Here is a 19,525-nt window from a genome sequence, read left to right on the forward strand (position 1 = left end):
TGCGCTCAGACAGGAATACGCAAGTGAGTTGCAGCTATTTCGTCCCAGTCGGGGGTGGTGAGTGAACAGACACTGACGACCCATTCTTCCGTATCCGAAACAGCGACGCTTGCACGCCTGCGCCGTGGATCATGTTATTCCCATATGTTGGGATATTACGTCACATATTGAGGAGTGCGATCTTCTGGTCTAAGGTGGCCCTGTCGTCATCATCAGTCTCATAACAACAACAGCGAGGTGATATGCAACAGCCATCGATGCCAACGGACCTGCACGCCAGCACCATGAAGCGCCTGAATCTCAAGCTGATTCCGTTTCTGATGTTGCTGTACATGGTTGCCTACATAGACAAATCGAACATCTCGGTCGCAGCGCTGCAGATGAATGCAGAGCTGGGGCTGACGGCCCGGATGTATGGCATTGGAGTGGGGCTGTTCTTCCTCACTTACATCCTCTTTGAAGTCCCCAGCAGCGTCATCCTTACCCGGGTCGGTGCGCGCCGCTGGATCGCGCGGATCATGATCACCTGGGGCATCGTTGCAGCGGGGATGTCGCTGGTGCAGAGCGCCAATCAGCTGTACGGCATGCGCTTGCTGCTGGGTGCTGCCGAAGCGGGCTTCACGCCGGGCATCATCTACTACCTCTCCCAGTGGTATCCGCGCAGCGACCGGGCCAAAGCCATGTCGTTCTTCTACATCGGTGCTGCGCTGGCATCGGTCATCGGGCTTCCTCTGTCCGGCGCGTTTCTTCACCTTGACGGCTACTTCGGCGTCAGCGGCTGGCGCTGGTTGTTCCTTCTGGAAGGCATTCCTGCTGTCGTGCTGGGCGTAGTGGTGTTGCGTTACCTGCCGGATTCGCCGCACACCACCCACTGGTTACAGCCAGATCAACAGCAGTGGCTTAGTCAGACCATTGCAGCGGAGCAGGCCACGACGCCGATCTCCCCTCATGCCGGTTGGCAGATGGCGTTCCGCAGTCGTCAGGTCTGGCTGCTGAGCCTGTTCTGGTTGCTTCAGGCCTTCGGCACCATCGGCATCACCCTGTTCCTGCCCCTGATCGTGAAGTCGGTATCCGGCCAGGATTCGTTCACGGTCAGCGCGTTGTCCGCATTACCGTTCCTGTTCGCCTGCGTATTCATGTACTTCAACGGGACCCATTCGGACCGGACGCGAGAACGAGGCTGGCACCTTGGTGTGCCCTTGATGATCGCAGGCGTACTGTTGGCGGGTGCTGTGGCCACGGGTAATGCCTGGCTGGCGTACGGCTTGCTGGTGGTGGCGGTGGGGTTGAACTGGGCAGCGACGCCGGTGTTCTGGGCGACCACCACCGAATACTTGTCCGGCGCGGCGGCAGCGGCATCCATCGCCTTGATCAACTCCATCGCCAACATTGCCGGTCTCGGCCTACCGCCGGTCATGGGATGGATTAAGGATGCGACGCAAAGTTACGACTATGCCTTGCTGATGGTCGCTGCGGCACTGCTGGCGGGTGGTGTTCTGGGTTTATATCTGGTCAGGGCGCCCCGTCCGGTGCCGGCGGCGGAACAAGCCGCTGGCCCTTTGGCCAATTCCGCACGCGCTGATCAGCGGCATGAGACGCGGGGAGCCTGATCTGGATGATCAGGTCGTCGGCGGCGCAGAACGGCTAACACAGACCTGCGCCGCGCAGCGCCCGCGCCGGGCGCCCTGGTTGGCGGATCGCTTACTTTTTCTCGTCGTTCTGCTGCATCTGCACCGATGCCTTTGACGTGTCCTTGTCTTTGCTCTGATCGTTGTCAAAGCATCCATTGAGCGATGCCAGTACGCAGCAGATGCCTGCCAACGCGCACACTTTCCTGATCATCTCTATTCACTCCTGGTTCAAGAGGGACATGCGCCGTGCGCATGCAAACGTGTTTCGCCACGCTCAAGAGAGGGATGCCGCGATACCGGAAAAATTCAGCGGATCCGCCCGCGTGCGCGACGGCAGACCGCTCATCCATCGGCTGCCGAATTATTTTGAACGACGCTTTGCAAATGCCTACTGACAGTTTGGAGAGCAGATCATCATCCGTTCGAGTGAGTCTGGGGCTGCGCGACGTGCGAGGTCCGGGCCTAACCCAGCCGAAGAGGAATAACCATGATAAAGACTCATCGCAAATGGCTGTGGCTGATGTCCGCAGTGGGCGTTATCGCAGCGTTGAACGGTTGCGCCCGAGACCCCGAAAAACACTCGTTGTCGGAGCTGGCTGTCAGCGGCACCAAGAGCGTGCTGCGCACTGATTCGGACATGCAGACGGTGCTCAATAAATTTGCCAGCTTCGATGCCAAGGCGGTTGAGAAGACTACGCCGGCAGAGGCGCGTCAGCAACCAACCCTGGCAGACGCCGTCAAGGCGGTGCTCGCCGAACAGAAGCGTGACAGTGCCGGCACGGCGCTGGTGCCCGGCGTGACGACACGTGACATCAACGTCACCGGGGCTGCGGGTAATTTGCCCGCGACGGTCTATACGCCTGCCGGCAGCGGACCGTTTCCGGTTGTGCTGTACTTCCACGGCGGCGGTTGGGTGTTCGCTGACCGTCACGTGTATGACGCAGGCGCGCGGGGCCTGGCCAGACAGGCAAACGCAGTTGTGCTGTCCGTGGATTATCGACTCGCACCGGAACACAAATTTCCGGCGGCCCATGATGATGCGCTCGCCGCCTATCGCTGGCTGACGAATCATGCGACATCGATCAATGGCGATCCGCAGCGGCTGGCGCTCGCGGGCGAAAGCGCCGGCGGGAACCTGGCAGTGGCGACGGCTGTGGCGGCGCACAAAGCCGGGTTGATCGCGCCGCGCCACGTGCTCTCCGTTTACCCGGTCGCGCAATCGAGCACTGACACGGAGTCTTATCTGAAATACGCCGATGCAATGCCGCTGAACCGCCCCATGATGCTGTGGTTCATTGCTCAGGTGACGCGAAGTGCGGCAGACGCCAAGGACCCGCGCATTGATCTGGTTCACGCCGACTTGCAGGGACTGCCGCCGGTCACGTTGATCAACGCTGAAATCGATCCGCTGCGCGATGACGGCGCGCAACTCGAGCAGGCGTTGCGTACTGCAGGCGTGAGTGTCGAGCGTCGTCTGTATCCGGGCGTCACCCACGAGTTTTTCGGTGCGGCGGCCGTCGTGCAGAAGGCTCAGCAGGCCCAGCAATATGCCGGTGAGCGGCTTTCGGCTTCGTTTGAAAAGTGATTGAACCGACCTTCCTTTGTACGGAGACACCACTGCGATGGATGCCATTGAACATGAGATGCAGGACAAACGTTATCCGGTGGATGAGGACATCGCGCTGCAGCGCCGGATCTGGCGGTTCGAGCGCGTCGGCTGGTATTTACTGCTGGTGGTCGTGCTGTTGACGCTGTGCGGCCTGTTTTCCCATGGCATGCTGAGTTCAGTGAGTACCACCACGCCCCAGGGTGACCTGACAGTTGAGTACGAGCGCTTCCATCGCAGCGGCGCGGTCAATGCGATGGTGATCCACAGTCGCGGTGAACCGGGGCGACAGCACACCCTCACCCTCAGCCACCGTATGATGAAGGGCTTCAGCGTTGAATCGATGCAGCCCCAGCCGGTGCGTTCGGCCGGCACGCGTGAGGGCCTGGAATTGACCCTGCCGGCGGATGCGCATGGCGAAAGCACGCTGTATCTGACTTGGCGCAGCGACGGTCTCGGCTATTTTAAAAGTAAAATTGGCCTGGAAGGCGGCGGCCAGGTTTCAGTCACTCAGTTCATTTATCCCTAGGTGTGAAATGGATGCAGTCTTGCGGGCAGGTGCGATCTATCTGGCACTGATGGTGCTGTTCCGGATTTCCGGAAGACGATCGCTGGGGGAGTTGACGTCATTCGATTTCGTCCTGCTGATGATCATCGGCGAAGCGACGCAACAGGCGTTGCTCGGCGATGACTTCTCGGTGACCAACGCCATTCTGGTGATCATCACGCTGATTGCCATCGATGTCGGATTTTCACTGGCCAAACGTAAATCTACCCGGCTGGGTAAACTGATCGATGGTGGCCCGACCATCATCGTCGAGAACGGTGCATTCCTGCGGCATCGGATGAACGAGGCGAGGATCGGCGAAGACGACGTCATGCAGGCGGCACGGCTGGCTCAAGGCATCGAGCGGGTCGAGCAGATCAAATTCGCGATCATTGAGCGAAACGGCAAGATTTCGATCATCACCCGTGATCAGTCAGCAGACTGAGCGAGGACTCAGCAGAGGCAGGCCGTCGCACCGAGGCCGGCGCGACGACGGCACCATCAACGCAGGCGGACGTCGTCGGCGTACGGCGTTTGCAGGTCTCGCTCGGGAATTTCCCAGACCACCAGTTTCGGCGGTGTCTGCGTGAAGGCCGGGCTCTCCAGATAGCCCTTCGCTGCGCCGGAGAACTCGCCGCCATCCTTGGCAAAATTACCCACCGGTGCCCGCAGAGCCGCTTCCAGGAAACCCACGAAATTGGAGTTGCGCGAGAACGACGTGCCGATCAGCGCGGTGTTCGGCAGATTGTTGTCACCGAACAGATCGTCCAGATCATCGGCACCGCCGGTGGCCTCCATGCGTTCTTTGATCTGTGTTGCCGCAACGTATTCAGGCTTGGGTTGCCACGACACCGGCAGCCAGTCGATACCCGCCAGGCGAACCAGATCGCCCGGGCGTACGGCACTGGCTTGCGCCGTCAGGTCGAAGGCCTTGTGCGGCGTGGCGCTGAACTTGAGTGCGCTGATTGCCTGAGCGACACGGCCGGCCGCCGCCTTGGCGCCGGTCTCGCTCCAGTGCGTGTCGGTGCGCAGGTAGGCCGATTCGCCCAGAGGTTGCAGCGTCGGCGTAAGGTCCACGGCAGGTACGCCCGCGCCTTGCAGCATCGTCAGCCAGTCGCCGATGCGCGGCGCCAGTGATGCCGGGCGCGTCAGTGAGCACAGTTGCGCAGCGGCGATACGGCTCTTGTCGGGGACCACGGCGACAACCAGCTGAATGCCTCGGCTCGCCAGGCTGTGCTGCAGATCGATCACCGCCTGAGCCTTGGCCCGGGCGTTGAGCGGCGCATTGCGATTGAGGCGCAGCTCATCGGTGAGGAACAGCCAGTCCGCGCAGCCTTCACGGACCCGAGGGCCCAGGTCGCCGAACGCCAGCCAGCTGGCGCCGCGCTCCAGGTCTGCTGCGCGTTTGGGAATCACGGCATCGGACAGGGTCTTGGCGAAGCGGTGAGTGAGGTCGCCGTGCAGCAGCATGTCTTGAGTGACGACCTTGGGCACGAACTCGATCGGGCCTTTGATCATCAACCAGGCGCAGGAGGCAAATGCGGCGGCGATAAACAGGGAAAAGGTCACGCCGGCCAGCGGACTGACACGAAGCTCCAGCTCGGACGGCAGGGTGGGTGCAGTGCTCGGGGATTGCGTTGGCTTGGTCATCAGAACTGAAAGTACAGAAAGGGCACGGCTTCACGGCTGGCGATCAAAGCGAACGACAGGGCGAATCCGAGCACGGGCCAAAGGGCTGCAGCCAACGCAAAAACCGTATTGTCTGCGAATCGTCTTTCACAACGGGTCTGAAGCAAGGGTGCCAGGATGCACAGCACGCCAAGCAATGCCGCCAGACCGTGCACCGGGCGCAGCGTCACCGCCAGCGCGTCACCCAGGGCAAAACCGTGCTGCCCGAACTGACCGCCATACATGCTCAAGGCCGTGGCGAAATCCGGGGCGCGGAACAACGTCCAGGCCAGGCACACGAACAACAGCGTGCCGGTGTGCGATGCCCAGAGCGGCACCCGTGGCAGTGTCGAGCGTGACCAGGCGCGGTCCACGCACAGGGCGATGCCGTGGGCCGAACCCCACAACAGGTAGTTCCAGCTGTCGCCGCCGTGCCAGAGGCCTGCGATGGCCATGGTCAGGAACAGATTGCGATAGGTCTTCCACGCCCCTTTGCGGTTACCGCCCAGCGCGATGTAGAGGTAGTCGCGCAGCCAGCTTGACAGCGAAAGGTGCCAGCGCCGCCAGAAATCCTGAATGCTGTACGCAAGGTACGGACGGTTGAAGTTTTCCGGAAAGTGGAATCCCAGGATCAGCCCCAGACCGATGGCCATGGCGCTGTAGCCGGCGAAGTCGAAGAACAGCTGCAGCGAGTACGCCAGGCACCCGATCCAGGCATCGACGAACGACGGTTCCGGCAGATGGAAGGCCACGTCGACCAAGGGCGACAGGGTGTCGGCCACCAGCACTTTCATGCACATGCCGATCATGAATCGACGCGCGCCGAGCGAGAAGTTCTGCCAGTTGAAATAGCGCTGGTTCAGTTCCCGGCGTACCCAGTCGTAGCGAATGATCGGGCCGGCAATCGAGTGACCGAACATCGAAATGTAGGTCGCGTAATTGACGAAGCTGCGTTCCACCGGCACCACGTGCCGATGCACGTCCACCAGATAGGAAATCGCCTGCAACACGATGAATGACAAGCCGGCAGGCAGCGCGACTCGCTGCCAGCTCATCGGCATGGCGCCGTAGTAGGTGATCAGGTCATTCCAGGTGCCCGCCAGGATATTCGCGTATTTGTACCAGCAGAGCACGGCGGTGTTGATCACGATCAGGCTGATCAACAGACGGATGCGTCCTCTGGAGTCTTCGCGCGAGCGATCCACCAGCAGACCGCCGACCCAGGCCAGAACGGTCAGCACCATGTGCAGGAACAAAAACAACGGGCTCAGCCAGCCGTAAAACAGCCAGCTGCCGATCAGCAGAATGACGTTGCGCCATGCCGGTTTCGCCAAGGCGTAAACGAGCAGAAAAGCAGGCAGGAACAACGTCAGGAACTCGAGCGAGGCGAAAACCATGGCGGCGCGGTATTCCGATCAGTTGGACACAGCGTCCGTGGCGGTCAGGAGGCGAGGGCCGGTGGCCGATGGCAGCAGCAACAGGCTGTAACGCTTGTTCGCCTCCAAAGGACCGAGCTCGACCGCGGGGCCGACTTTGCTGCCCGCGCAGACCAGCTGCACGGCCAGCGAAGGACGTGGATTGAGTTCCTGACGACGAGGGTTGCCTTCGGGGGCTTTCTGGAACAGGTCGACATCGCGGTCTGCCAGGTTGACCTTGGCGTCCACGCAGCCCGGATCGGCGTTGAACAACGCCAGCGAGGCCTTGAGCTGGTTGGGGATGTCGAACGCTTCGTTCACCACGACCTGCCTGATGCCTTTATGGCCGTCGTCCAGCGCGAACACGGTGGCGAAATCGCCAGCGGCCACGCTGACGTCCAGCGGCACGCGGTTGCCGTCGCGGCTCAGCGTGCCTTTGATGGTCTGGCCACCCGGGACCGGGATGAAATCGGTGACCGCCTTGGTGCCTTCAAGCTTCAGCGTGGTGCTCGAACCGTCAGGTGCCAGCTCCAGCGCGCTGTCGGAGGCGTTGACGAAGCGAAGGTATGCCGAATCCTGAGAAGGACCGGTCGGGTAGAGAGCAATCTGTGCACTGAACGCGTTCGCGCTCAGTGCCAGACCTGCAAGCCCCAGCGTGACGTGCAGAGCCCGCTTCACGGATTGGCTCCTTTTACGGCGTCGGCAGGCAGTTCGCCCAGCGATTTGCCAATGGCGGCCGCCCACGACTTGTAGCCGGCAATGGTGAAGTGCTGGCCGTCGGAGGTGATCCACTCACCCGGTTTGGAGAACTTGGTTGAGTCGATGTAGGTGCACGGCGCGACCATGTTGGCCAGCGTGCTGGCAACCAGTTGGGTACGAACCTGGTTCTTGCCGTACTGGTTTTCGTTGGTGTTGCTGCCGTTGGCCTTGCCCCAGGCCGGACCGACCCAGACGCATTTCTTGCCGCTGTCGGCGATCTGCTTCGTCAGCGCGGTCACGCTCTGATAGGCCCAGACCTTGGGGAACGGCGTGGTTTTGTACGACGCCATGGTGTCACCCATGATCAGCACGACCAGGTCGGGCTTGTCCTTGGCGATCACGTCTTTGATCGGCTGGGTGTCCAGCGTGCCGCGACTCATGACCTTGATCTTCTCGCCCGGATCGCGGGTGGCGCCGCAGTCGAGTTTCAGCTTGGGCGTCACCCAGTCCGCCGGGTTGGCGCCACAGGCACCGATGGCGTGAACCTGGGCGCCTTGCTGGGTCAGGTTGTCATACAGCGGATTCATCAGTGAGTCGGGAAAACTCATGTGGCTTTCGCCAATCACAAGCAACGTCAAACCAGCGAGCACAGAAGAAGCCATGAACCATTCCTCGTTAAATCAATTCGTGTAAGGAGAACCAAAAGGGCTGACCGGCAGATTCATCGGGCCCGTCATGTCCTCGAAGGTGTAACGCAGGTACATCGCACCCACGTATTGTTTGTAATCACTGGCGTTATCCACGCCGACGCTGCCGCCCAGGAAGAAGTTGGAGCCGAACTTGTATTCTCCTGCGGCGTTGAAGCTGTAGCCGATACCGGTTTTGCTGTCGCTGTCGTAACCGTTCAGACCGGCTGCGTTGGCACGCGGATTCAGCTCGCTGTGACCGGGGAAGATATCGGCGCTGTCCTGACCGATGTACTGCACGCCCAACGAGCCCTTGACCCGGTACGTGAAGCGATCGGTGCGTTGCGACCAACTGACCGGCACGCCGAGTGCGAAGAACTTCTGCGGACTGAAATAGCCGCCGTGCCCGTAGGTGTAGAAGTCCTGGTTGTCGGTGTACGTCAGTGCCGATCCGCTGACGCCCAGGGTGAGGGTGCTGTCCGGCGCGTTGCGCAAGTACCAGTAAACCCCGCTGCCCAGTTCGAAACGGTTGTTGGAGTCGACATTGTTACCCAGCAGCTTGTGCGCCGAGGTGTAGCCATACGCCCCGAACGACTGATCGTCGTAGCTCAGCTCGCCACGCACGCCGTTGGCCGTCACGCCGCCCCATTTGTCGCCGGTGCGGGGATCCCTGGAACCGGCGAACGAGGTCTGGCTGTCGGTGACCGCGCGACGCGAAACGCTCACGCCATAGCTGTAATCGGGGCTGCCCTCGAACGGTCGGCTCACGCTGACACCGCCCACCGGCGTCGAGTAGATGAAACCGATCGGGCTCATCCCTGCATCGGCCTTGATGCCCTGATCTTTATCCCGGTACGCCACGGCAACACCCACGCCGCTGTCTTTCTGCGACCCGACCGAATCCAGGCCGCTGGCCCCGAAGCGCGCCTGAGCGAAGTTGCTCGGGCTGCCCGAATACAGCGACACCGGAGTGATCTGCAGCGCCATCATTGCGCTGTTGTAGCCGACCGGCATACCGATCTCGAACGGGGTTTCGATGTCAGTGAGTTTGCCCAGGCCTTTTTCACTGTTGTTGTTACGCACGCTCAAACCCTGGACCGCATAACCGCTGCGGTCCTGAAGGATGTCGTTCAACGCTTGCTGGGCGGGGCTTACGTCCGCGCGAGGGGTCGTTTCGCGAGCGTACGGATCGCCCGACGGCATGACGTTGCCGTCGAACGAGGAAGCCGCGTAGCTTTTGCGGCCCACGGGCATTGGCAACGCCTGCGGATCGCTGCTGCCAGCGCCGGTCATTGCGCCGGTGGCGGGTGCATCGACGGGCGGCGGGATCAGCGAAGCCGACGCCAGCATCGTGCTTTTACGACGCTGGCCCGGCAAGCCCACGAACGGGTTGGCCGGGGCCGTCGGATCGACCGGTGCGGCGACCACGACGGTTTCGATACGTTGACTGTTCTCGATCTCGATGGCCTTGCGCAGCAGCTTGCCCGCTTCGCCTGTCTTGCCCATGCCACGGTAAATCCGCGCCGAGGCCGTCAGGGTCTGTGGCACGGCGGGTTCCAGCTCCAGCGCCTTCTTCACCGAGCTTTCAGCGAGGGAAAAATCGCGGCCCTGAAGGGCGATGTCAGCCAGGCCTAGCTGCAGCCTGGCGTTGGACGGGTCGGCCTTGATCAGCGGCGCGTAAAGCTCCTGGGCCTTCTCAGTATTGCCACTGGCGGCGTACATGCGCGCCAGCGAGGCAACCGCCAGGCTGTCGTTGGGACGTTGCTTGAGCGCAGGCGACAAGATGTCGAAAGCCGCGACCAGATCGTCTTTCTCGCGCAGTTCATCGGCCTGCTTGACCCGATACAGGAACACCAGATCGTCGTAGCGCTTGCTGGCGGTCTCACTCATCGGCTTGCCCTGCAACTGACGCAGGATCTCGCTGACCTCGGTGTCTTCACCGGCCTTGAGCAGCACGCCTGCGTACAGCAACTGCAAATCCGGAGTCGAAGGCGATTTCTCCAGCAATGCGCGCATCATGCTCACGGCCTGATCCGGGTTGCCTGCATCGGCAAAGGCTGACGCCAGTACGGCAACCCGCTCAGGTTTGCCCAGCGTCAACGGCTCGCAACGCGACAACAGCGCCCAGGCTTCCTGACGCTGACCACGGCGTGCCACGTCGACCGCGATCTCGGTCTGAATGTGCAGCCTGATGTCGCGGTCCATCTCGTTCATGTCGCTGCTGCGCTTGGCCGCAGGAATTCTCGACAGCGTGCTTTGCGCCTTGGTCCACTCGCCCAGTTCGGCGGAGAGCAGGGTGCTGGTGTACAGCGCATCGGGTTGATCGGGTTGCTGCTTGAGCAGTTCGTCGATCAGGTCGCGCGCCACCTGGGCCTGACCGCTGCGCAGGTACACGCGGGCCAGGGCGAAGCGAGTCCACGGGTTTTTCGGGTCGTCAGCCAGGGCTTCTTTATAAGCTTTCTGCGCACCCGCCAGATCGCCACGGCGCTCGGCGCCTTTGGCCACTTGAATCGCCCGCAGCGAGCGAATGCGGATCGACGGCGCCAGCCGCGTCTGTTCGGCCGGGGACAGTGCGTCGATCAGTTGCAGTGCTTCATCGGATTTGCCTTCGCGCGACAGCACGCCGATCAGGCCGCTCAGGGCGTCCGGATAATTCGGGTTTTTGGCCAGCACCTGACGATACCCGGCTTCGGCGTCATCGTACTGTCCGGCCTGGGATTGCAGGCCGGCCAAGGCGGTCAGGCCGGCAGGTTCCTGCGGGTTCTTGGCGATGGCCTGACCGATCAGATCACGCGCCTGTGCTTGCCGGCCACTGCGTTGGGCTTCGTTGGCCTTTTCGAGCAACACCCAGTAGCGGACGTCTTCCAGCGCCTTGTTCCACTGAGCGCCGCCGGGCGTCTGGGTGGCCTGCACCAGATAGCGTTCGGCCTCGTCCAGGCGCTTTTGCTGTTGGCGCAAGATGCCCATGCCGCCCAGTGCGTCGAAGTCGCTGGGCTTGTCTTTCAGGCGAGCCTGAAATTCCTGTTCGGCAGTTTTCAGGTCACCTTCGTCGAGCGCTTTCAGCCCGCGCGCAACGTGAGGGTCGCGCTGCCAGCCGTTGCCGGTACGACCCTGCGCGATGCCTTTGTCCATCAGTGCACGGATTTCAGTGTCGTCGGGGTGCGCTTGAAGGTATTGCTGGAACAGCGAGACCTGATCACGCGAAGGAGGGCCCAGCCAGACCAGCGCAAAACGCCAGGTTTCATCGGCGTTGCCGCCGATGTCCGGGTTATGCGACAGACGCGCCAGAGCACGAATGCCCTCAGGGCGACTGTCTGGATTGCGCGCCAGGTGCAGCGCCAGGAACAGGTCCAGAATCGAGTCGTCCGGGCGCTCGGTGCGCAGGCGTTCGAGGCCGACACGGGCTTCGGGCCAGCCACCGGTCGCAAAGCCCAGGGTGTTGTAATACTCGCGGGCGATCAGCCCTTGGGGCTGGCGACCCTCGAGCAGTTCACGATAAGCCGCCACGGCCTTGTCACGCTCGCCGGCGTCGCTCAGCTCACGGGCTTTTTCGAGCAGTTGCTGTTTGTCATCCGGCGCCAGGGCGATGTCTTGCTCCAGCTGCAGGGCCTGGCGTGGCAACGGCTTGATCGCCTGCAGACGTGCCAGGTAGTTCTGCGCGCCCGGCAGGCGCTTTTGTTGCAGGTCGATCAGGCCCAGTCCGTACAGCGCGTCCGGCTGTTCAGGCACCAGGTTCAAGAGTTTGGTCCAGGCCTCGGCGGCGCGTTCCGGGTGCTCCTTGCCCTGCCAGTAATAACCTTGCTCGATCAACAACGATTGCGGAGTGCTGGTGCCTGCGGCAAAACCTGCAGAGCAGGTCATTGCGGCGCAGACCGCCAGGGCTAGGGTTTGCTTGCGCATGCGGCCTCCCAGGAGACTTTCACGGTGCCGTCAGTGTTGAACTGGTAGCGTTTTTCGCTCCAGCCGAGGGAGAACAGGCTCAGCATCACGTGGTAATACTGATGCTGCTGGTAGGCCGGGTCGGCAGGGTCGGTAAAGTGCGCGATCGCCTGATCGACGACGCGTTGCTGCTGATCGGCCAGCAGCGGCAACCCCTTGGCGCGCAGGTAAGGCACCAGTGAGGCAGAGAAACCGTAAGGCCCCTGGCCTTCGGTGGTGCCGGTCAACACTTGCACCTTTTCCGGCGGCACGCCTGTGGACGCGACCGACTGCGCCATGCCGTCGAGGTTATCCAGCATCGGCTTGGCCAGCGGGTCCTGAGGCGACGCCATGCCTGCCCACAAATACGTGCGGATGGCGTCATAGCTGCCCAGCGCGTTGGTGAACTTGTCGACCACGAACATGCCTTTGTTGACGTCGGTGGCGCGGTAGCCGATCCAGTCCGGTACGAAGCCCAGCGGGTTCATCTTCCTGTCGGCGAACATTTTCGCGGTGCTTTCAGCGACTTCTTTCCACGGACTGGACGGCGTCTCTCTGGTAAACCGACGCATCAGCGGCAGCGGCATGTAGCTGGCGTTGAAGCGCCAGAGCTGGTCCGGGTGCTCGTAACCGACCGGGCCAGGCAACACCATCTTGCCCAGGCCCGGAATGTTGCGGATCAGGGTTTTTTCGACGTTGTCGAGGATCAGCTGCGCGTCGGTGCGGTAGGCCGGCTTGTGCCACAGACGGTCAGCCTCGAGCAGCGCGTAGGCGAACCACAGGTCCGCGTCGCTGGCCGAGTTCTTGTCGATCACGCCCCATTTGCCGTCCGGCGTCTTGCCCCACAGCCAGCCGGGCAGGTTCTGCGCGATGTCGGCGCCGGCCATGTTGTCCTTGGTCCAGCGCCAGAGCTGGTCGAACGTCGCCTGATCGTTGGCGACCAGCGCGAAGAACATCCCGTAGGACTGTCCTTCGGAACTGCTCTGATCGGGGTCCATGCTCGAACCGAGCATGCGCCCGTCTTTTTGCACGAAACGTTCGGTGTAGTCTTTCCACAGCGGCCAGGTCTGCGTCGCGCAGCTCGACTGGGCGCTGGCGAAGGTCGGCATCAACGCCGCCAGCGGCAGCAGGGCGGCCAGCAGCCGTCCGGCCTTGCGCGTCGAACGTCGACTCGAAGGCGTCTGAAGCCCTTTGATGGTTGCGTTCACAGTCATGACAGGCGCTTCTTGGCACGGGAGCGCAGGTACAGATAAAGCAGGCCGCTGACCATGAACAGGCCGCAGACCGTGACCAGCAACATCCAGATCAGGTTTTGCGACAGCGTCCACTGCACGCGTTTAAACAGATTCAGATCGCCGACGTAATACTGATCGTCAGCCACCAGCGAGGTGATCTGCTTGCCGTTCACCACCGCCAGGCTGCCCTGGATGGTTTCCTTGTACTGATCGCCCCCAATCAGCGCGTCCGTCGCATCGACCAGGCCTTCCGGCTTGCCGCTGACAATCACCACGACGCTGCGCTCGGGTTTGAGCGGCGACTGGAAGCCGGCCAGGTACGTGCTGCTGGCGGGGCCGGTGTAGGTCACGTTCAGGCGTGGTTTACGCAGGTTGGCCTGCGGGTCCGGGCTGATCCAGTCACGCACGCGCAGGGTCAGGTCGGACAGGGAAAAACGGTGGGTTTCGCCGGTGAAGCTCGCCGGCAGGTGCGCTGCCCACTGCGTCAGCAACGGCTGGTTGTCACCCGAGGCGAGGACCAGCAGGTCCTTGTCGCTGACTGACTGCACGTCATTGGCCTGCACCACTTTCACCGCGGTGGCCGGATAACCGGTGGACTCACCGAAGCGCCCGAGCACGGTCAGGTATGCGCCCCATTCGGCAGGGCCGCTCTTGTCCGGCATCACCACGGCGCTCTGCGAAAGGTCGGCCATGCGTGTGAACGGGAAGCCGCTGTCGTTGAACACGCCCAGGTTCGGCAGGGCGATGTAGTGGTTGTAACCGCTCAGGTCGAGACTGGAATCCGGGTCGATCAGACCGCGCATGTTGTCGACGATGATGTCGCGGCATTCGCCCTGCTTGATGTAGTCGAACATGAAGCGGAACTGCAGCTGCGACTGCGCAGGCGCCAGGCCCAACGGCAACAGCACGCTGGCTTCGCGCGGCAGGCTGGTGTCCTTTTTCAGCAGCTCCAGCAGGTTGTCGCCACCTTTGAGGTTGGTGACCGAGGGCAGCGGCATGGACTTCATGAAGTTGTTGTTCAGGCTGACCAGCAACGAAGAGTTGGTCGACTCTTGTTGCGGCGTGTAGCGGTATTTCAGGTTCAGCGGAACGCCCGCTTCGCGCCAGTTGAACAGGTCCGGCGGCAGACGTACCGGAATGGTGATGTTGCCCGGGTTGTAGCCGGAAACACTGAGCAGTTTGGTGTCGAGCAATTCGCCAAGCTTGACGGGGCGGTCCGACGGCAGCCAGTTCGGTGCGTCGTAAGGTTTGCGCGGCGCGAGCGGGTCGAGGCGGTCGATCGTGACGCTGTTGCCGACCAGCGATTTGCTGCCCACGGCGACGGCTGAGGCGGCGAATTTCAGTTCGGCGGCATCGCGACCGGCCACGATCAGCAGTTTGCCGTGGGCATCGTTGGGATTGCTCATCAACGTGACCGTGGCGCCTTTTACCGCTGGCAGCTGCAAGCCGCCGAGCTGGATGGCGTCTTTGCTCTCGATCAGGACGATGGCGTTGCCCTTGTCCGGAATCTGCCCGACATTGCTGGTGAAACTGGCGCCACGGTAAGCGGCGAGGGCGCCGATCCATGACGACAGGGCGCCAGCGGCTTCGAGGGTGGCGTTGTCCGGCGCCGAAGCGAAGACGATCGGCAGGTTGACCTGACGGGCATCGCGTCGATCGAAGAACGGCAGCGGCAGAATTGCCAGATCATCCTTGAGCTGGATTGGCGAAACGTTGAGTTTCAGTTCCGAGCTGTTGTTGATCTTGGCCCACAGGCTGCTGTGTTGCGGGTCTTCGCACTGCATCGAGTAGTGACCGATGAACTGCAGGCGCAGACGGTTGAATTCGGTGATCAGGCGCGGCGGGATATCGACCACCTGCTCCTGCGGGGTGCCGGCGCGCTCTTTGGGCAACGACAGGCTGGCGGCCACCTCATCGTTGACCAGCACGTTGATCTGCGAGAGGTCTGCCAGCAGCGCTGGCGAATAGCTGTAGCGCAGCACCAGTTGGGCGCCGTTTACCACTTCGTCGGCGCGGATGTCGAAGTTGACACCGTCGGCCGCTTCCACGCCCTGCAGGTTCATGGTGTCCAGTCGGCCCAGCTGCTTGAGCGTCATGTTCTGGCTGTAGCTGCCGGCCGGCGCGGGTGGGTTGGTTGCGGTCTCGGCGTGCGCAGCCTGGCTCAGGCCCGACAGGCACAGGACAGACGACGCCAGCAGCGTGAGCGGGTGATGAGGGCGGCGGGTTTCACTGCGCACGGAAAATTTGCTGATCATGACTTGTCCATAGAAGATTCGAGCGATTTCGTTTGAGCCGGTGTCCCGGTGAGGCTGTGACGCGCCTGCAGGGCGGTCGCCTTGACCAGCGCGCCCATGCCGAGCAGGCCGATGGTGCTGACCTCGCGCAGGGCCGAGAGCGGGGTGTCGAGCTTGCCGCTGCCCCAACTGGTCGCCCAGGTGTCGGCGCGCGAGAAGGTCATGCGCACCAGTTCGCTCTGCTGACGCAGGGTCAGCGGGTCGAACAACGCGCCCAGGTCCTGGCCTTTGCTGAACACCACGGTGGTGTCGAACTGGCTGGTCCTGGCGTTGCGGAACAGCGAAACGCGCATGCGTTCGCCCGGCTTGACCGTCGTGCCTGGCGGCAAGCGCAGGCCCAGGCCACGCTGCGAAAAGTCCTGCGTGGTGCCGTAGACTTCGGTGCCGTCTTCCAGCTCGACCTTGACCGGCAACTCGGCGCGCACACGCGGTTCGGCACGCACCTGGCGCGTCTCACTCGCGACCGCCACCGCAGCACTGGTGATGATCAGGTTGTAGAGCGTCCAGGCGGTGTTGATGAGCACGGTGACGGCAGTGTCCGGCGCGCCCCAGATCAGTTGATGGATGCCGAAGCCCAGGCCGGTCAGGTTCATCAGCAGCAGCACGATGTAAGGACGTGCGAGCTTCCAGTCGAAGAAGTCCTTGTCGATGATGCCGCCCTTGTCGGTGACGTTGAAGCCGCCGAACTTGGGATTGACCAGCGCCATCAGCACCGGCGGCATGATGTACCAGGCCAGCACCGTCTCGTAGACCTCGTTCCAGAACGAATGCCGGAAACGCCCCTGAATGCAGGAGTTGGTGAGGTTGGAGTGAAACAGGTGCGGCAGCACGTACGCGGTGATCATCAGCGCCGAGGCGTGGAAAATCTCGGCGCCGAAGATCAGGTAGGCCAGTGGCGCGGTGAGGAAGGTCAGGCGCGGCAAGCCATAAAAGAAGTGCAACATGGCGTTGGCGTAGCAGACGCGTTGACCCAGGTTCAGGCCCTTGCCGAACAGCGGGTTGTCGAGGCGAAAAATCTGCGCCATTCCGCGAGCCCAGCGAATCCGCTGGCTGATGTGGCGTGACAGGCTTTCAGTCGCAAGACCGGCTGCCTGGGGAATGGCCAGATAGGCGGTGTTATAGCCGGCGCGGTTGAGCTTGAGCGCCGTGTGGGCGTCCTCGGTCACGGTTTCGACGGCGACACCGCCGATTTCTTCCAGCGGCTTGCGGCGCAGAATCGCGCACGAGCCACAGAAGAACGTCGCGTTCCACAGGTCGTTGCCGTCCTGAACCAGCCCGTAGAACAACTCACCTTCGTTCGGTACGGCACGGAACGTGTTGAGGTTCTTCTCGAACGGGTCAGGGGAAAAGAAGAAGTGCGGCGTCTGCAGCATCGCCAGCTTCGGATCCTTGAGGAACCAGCCCATGCCGATCTGCAGGAAGGAGCGGGTCGGCACATGGTCGGCGTCGAACATGGCGATGTATTCGCCATCGGTGACTTTCAGCGCCGCGTTGAGGTTGCCCGCCTTGGCGTGATGATTGTTGTCACGCACGATGTAGTTGACACCGATGGCCTGACAGAAACGCCGAAAGTCGTCGCGACGGCCATCATCGAGGACGTGGATACGCAGCTTGTCTTTGGGCCAGTCCATCGCCTGAGCCGCGAAAATGCTCAGTTTCACGATGCTCAGCGCTTCGTTATAGGTAGGAATGAACACATCCACCGTTGGCCAGTCGCTGGGGTCGCCGGTCAGCAGCACCGGTTGACGACGCAGCGGCCAGGCGGTCTGCACATACCCGAAGATCAACACCACCAATGCATAGATTTCGGCGAGCACCAGGCCATAGCCGAACATGATGTCCAGCCAGCCTTCGAAACCCAGCGTGTCGGTCAGGCGCCAGTACATGTAACGCAACGAGGCGACCAGCGACATCACGATCAACGCCAGGATCGGCAGGCGACCGGGAAGGCGTTTGATGAACAGCGCGGAACAGAAACACAGCGCCGCGAACAGGCACTGGGTATAGAGGTCAAGCGGCGCGCTGATGATGCTGATCAGCAGCAGCGCAGCGATGATCGAACCGACCAGAATCAGCGTACGGCGTACCGCGCGAGGCCATTGGCTGACGCGGTTGAACAAACCATTGGCGCGCAGTTCCGGGCGCCCCGGGGAGTGGGGCGTGGGATTTGTAACCTGGGTCATGACAAATAGGGCTCTTGCGTGCCTTCCATGAGGAGTTCGCAAAGCGAACCTGCGATGTCGAGGGTGTCCTGGCAGCCTCGGGTGCTTGGGGTGTGCGCCAGCGGATTGCGGTCGTACGCCAATGATTCACTGATGAAGTGATCCTGGCGGATCACGCCCAGCAGTTGATCGCCTATTCTTTTCTTCAGCAGATCGCACATGTCGAGGCTGAATTGGCGAGACGTGTCCAGCTGGTTGATGACGACTTTGCACTGCGCGGCATTTTCCCGTTGCAGGTAAGGCGCGAGCAGTCTGTCCATCTGGTTGTAACTGGTGTAGGAGGCCGCGTCGGCGAGGGTCACGACCACTACCACGCTGGCAACCTCCAGCACCTGGTTCAGATACACCGTGGCGCCGGGCGGCGTGTCGATCACGACGGTGTCCTGCTCACCCAGATTCATGGCTTCCAGGCAGCGGGCCAGCCACAGGTGATCGTTTGTGAGCAGCTGTTCGAAATCCACGCGTTCCTGGTCGGTGGTCACACCGTAAGCCAGGCACTGGCTGCCCGCATAACCCTTGCGGGCAATGTCGCGCCAGTCGACGTTGCGTTGGCTGGCTTGAGCGATGCCTGGCCATTGTTCATTGCCTCCAAGGTGCAGGCACAATGAATTCTGCGGATCGAAGTCGACGGCGAAGGTGCGACCGCCCGGGCGTTTGATCGCACTGGCCAGAGCGCCAGCCAGCGTACTTCGGCCCGCGCCGCCTTTGTTCGATACCACCGCGATGACGCTGGCTTCAAGGTGGGGTCTTGACGATTGCGCCGCGCGCTCATCGACGGGTGAACCCTCACGTTGCTGCTCGATTTCGTTCAACAGGCGGCTAAGCGCTGTGGAACCGGCCGCCGCAGGCAGCGCAGCCACCAATGGCTCGTCCACGCGCACTTCGTCCGCCCCGACAGTCATCGGCATTTCATGGGTGTGGGGCATATCCCCAACATTTTCAGAAGTGGTCTGCTCGCCAGGAACGCTTTTCAACGCCGCAGAAAAAGGCGTGGCCATCTCTTCGGTGTACTCGTAGCGGGGTTCGATCTCGCGATAAAACTCAGCGCTACTCCCGAATCTGCTGAACAAATTCGCAATATCGTCAGAACGGTGCATATAGGTATCCCTTCCCGGAAATGGGTTCGTACAACAATGAAGGGAATTGCTAGCCCAACTGCGCACTCCATGAAACATACGCAACTTCGTGCGTGATATCAATATGATGTTGCCCCGTATTGCTGTCTAATTGATTTTTTCAAAATCTGGAAAGTTTAAGCCAAGAATTTGGCGCTCAAACGGCGTGCGATGAGAATGCTGTCGGAGCTGAGTCAATAGATCCGGTTGAATTGCCTGCATTTTGGCGCGTAGGGCGTTTAGATCTGCGGTGGTGGCCTGATCGTAGCGGGGCGAGATAGGCTGGGCGGCGATGCGTCGACGCCTGTAAAGTCGCTGAAACACGTCTTCATTTGGGTGCTCGAAGAGCAAGTCCGTCGATTTTGACGATGTCGAATGTAACGAAGGGTGTAAGCCCGTTACTTGGCCGTATTCATGTTGCCGCTTCATATGCCGAAGGGGCGTGATGATTATCGGTGCGACACGACATCAAGTTTCAGCGATAAGTTT

General features: G+C 61.6%; 14 protein-coding genes. 4 read left to right on the forward strand and 10 right to left on the reverse strand.

The features are described from left to right. Positions 1 to 242: 242 nt before the first annotated feature. Positions 243 to 1,610, forward strand: coding sequence for an MFS transporter (locus BMZ10_RS02790; protein WP_093458522.1), 1,368 nt, complete (start codon positions 243 to 245; stop codon positions 1,608 to 1,610). Between the two features lie 91 nt (positions 1,611 to 1,701). On the opposite strand, the gene BMZ10_RS27640 is transcribed toward BMZ10_RS02790, so the two are convergent. Next, positions 1,702 to 1,842, reverse strand: a complete 141-nt coding sequence (locus BMZ10_RS27640; protein WP_177182031.1) for a hypothetical protein — start codon at positions 1,840 to 1,842, stop codon at positions 1,702 to 1,704. A gap of 276 nt (positions 1,843 to 2,118) precedes the next feature. Here BMZ10_RS27640 and BMZ10_RS02795 point away from each other — a divergent pair, with 276 nt between their 5' ends. Genes BMZ10_RS02795 through BMZ10_RS02805 form a run of 3 tightly spaced genes read left to right on the forward strand, consistent with a single transcriptional unit; the run spans position 2,119 to position 4,229 of the window. After that, positions 2,119 to 3,216, forward strand: coding sequence for an alpha/beta hydrolase (locus BMZ10_RS02795; protein WP_177182032.1), 1,098 nt, complete (start codon positions 2,119 to 2,121; stop codon positions 3,214 to 3,216). Between the two features lie 37 nt (positions 3,217 to 3,253). Next, complete coding sequence (locus tag BMZ10_RS02800) at positions 3,254 to 3,766, forward strand: hypothetical protein (RefSeq protein WP_093458523.1); 513 nt, start codon at positions 3,254 to 3,256, stop codon at positions 3,764 to 3,766. A gap of 7 nt (positions 3,767 to 3,773) precedes the next feature. Further along, entirely contained in the window at positions 3,774 to 4,229 is a 456-nt protein-coding gene (locus BMZ10_RS02805) for a DUF421 domain-containing protein (protein ID WP_093458524.1), read from the forward strand. A 56-nt stretch (positions 4,230 to 4,285) separates the two neighbouring features. Here BMZ10_RS02805 and BMZ10_RS02810 read toward each other — a convergent pair whose 3' ends face one another. From BMZ10_RS02810 to bcsQ, 9 genes are all read right to left on the reverse strand, one after another. Beyond that, the gene (locus tag BMZ10_RS02810; RefSeq protein ID WP_093458525.1) at positions 4,286 to 5,434 is read right to left on the reverse strand and encodes an alginate O-acetyltransferase AlgX-related protein; all 1,149 of its coding nucleotides are present in this window, start codon (positions 5,432 to 5,434) and stop codon (positions 4,286 to 4,288) included. Then, positions 5,434 to 6,849, reverse strand: coding sequence for an MBOAT family O-acyltransferase (locus tag BMZ10_RS02815; RefSeq protein WP_093458526.1), 1,416 nt, complete (start codon positions 6,847 to 6,849; stop codon positions 5,434 to 5,436). Before BMZ10_RS02815 ends, BMZ10_RS02810 begins: the two co-directional genes overlap by 1 nt. A gap of 18 nt (positions 6,850 to 6,867) precedes the next feature. Beyond that, entirely contained in the window at positions 6,868 to 7,545 is a 678-nt protein-coding gene (locus BMZ10_RS02820) for a DUF4397 domain-containing protein (RefSeq protein ID WP_093458527.1), read from the reverse strand. Beyond that, positions 7,542 to 8,228: an SGNH/GDSL hydrolase family protein gene (locus tag BMZ10_RS02825; RefSeq protein ID WP_093458528.1), complete on the reverse strand. Its 687-nt coding sequence runs from the start codon at positions 8,226 to 8,228 to the stop codon at positions 7,542 to 7,544. The genes BMZ10_RS02820 and BMZ10_RS02825 overlap by 4 nt, the downstream gene beginning before the upstream one ends. An 18-nt stretch (positions 8,229 to 8,246) precedes the next feature. Further along, complete coding sequence (locus BMZ10_RS02830; RefSeq protein ID WP_093458529.1) at positions 8,247 to 12,152, reverse strand: cellulose biosynthesis protein BcsC; 3,906 nt, start codon at positions 12,150 to 12,152, stop codon at positions 8,247 to 8,249. Next, positions 12,134 to 13,279, reverse strand: a complete 1,146-nt coding sequence (bcsZ, locus tag BMZ10_RS02835) for a cellulose synthase complex periplasmic endoglucanase BcsZ (protein WP_177182072.1) — start codon at positions 13,277 to 13,279, stop codon at positions 12,134 to 12,136. The genes BMZ10_RS02830 and bcsZ overlap by 19 nt, the downstream gene beginning before the upstream one ends. Before the next feature lie 101 nt (positions 13,280 to 13,380). Continuing rightward, the gene (gene bcsB, locus BMZ10_RS02840; RefSeq protein ID WP_093458531.1) at positions 13,381 to 15,660 is read right to left on the reverse strand and encodes a cellulose biosynthesis cyclic di-GMP-binding regulatory protein BcsB; all 2,280 of its coding nucleotides are present in this window, start codon (positions 15,658 to 15,660) and stop codon (positions 13,381 to 13,383) included. Then, a complete protein-coding gene (gene bcsA, locus BMZ10_RS02845) occupies positions 15,657 to 17,882 on the reverse strand; it encodes a UDP-forming cellulose synthase catalytic subunit (RefSeq protein WP_093458532.1) in 2,226 nt (741 codons plus the stop codon). Before bcsA ends, bcsB begins: the two co-directional genes overlap by 4 nt. Next, positions 17,879 to 19,018 (reverse strand): cellulose biosynthesis protein BcsQ, encoded by a 1,140-nt coding sequence (gene bcsQ / locus BMZ10_RS02850; RefSeq protein WP_093458533.1) that lies wholly within the window; start codon positions 19,016 to 19,018, stop codon positions 17,879 to 17,881. The genes bcsA and bcsQ overlap by 4 nt, the downstream gene beginning before the upstream one ends. Positions 19,019 to 19,525 lie beyond the last annotated feature (507 nt).

Source organism: Pseudomonas sp. NFR16, assembly GCF_900108875.1.
Lineage (GTDB): Bacteria > Pseudomonadota > Gammaproteobacteria > Pseudomonadales > Pseudomonadaceae > Aquipseudomonas.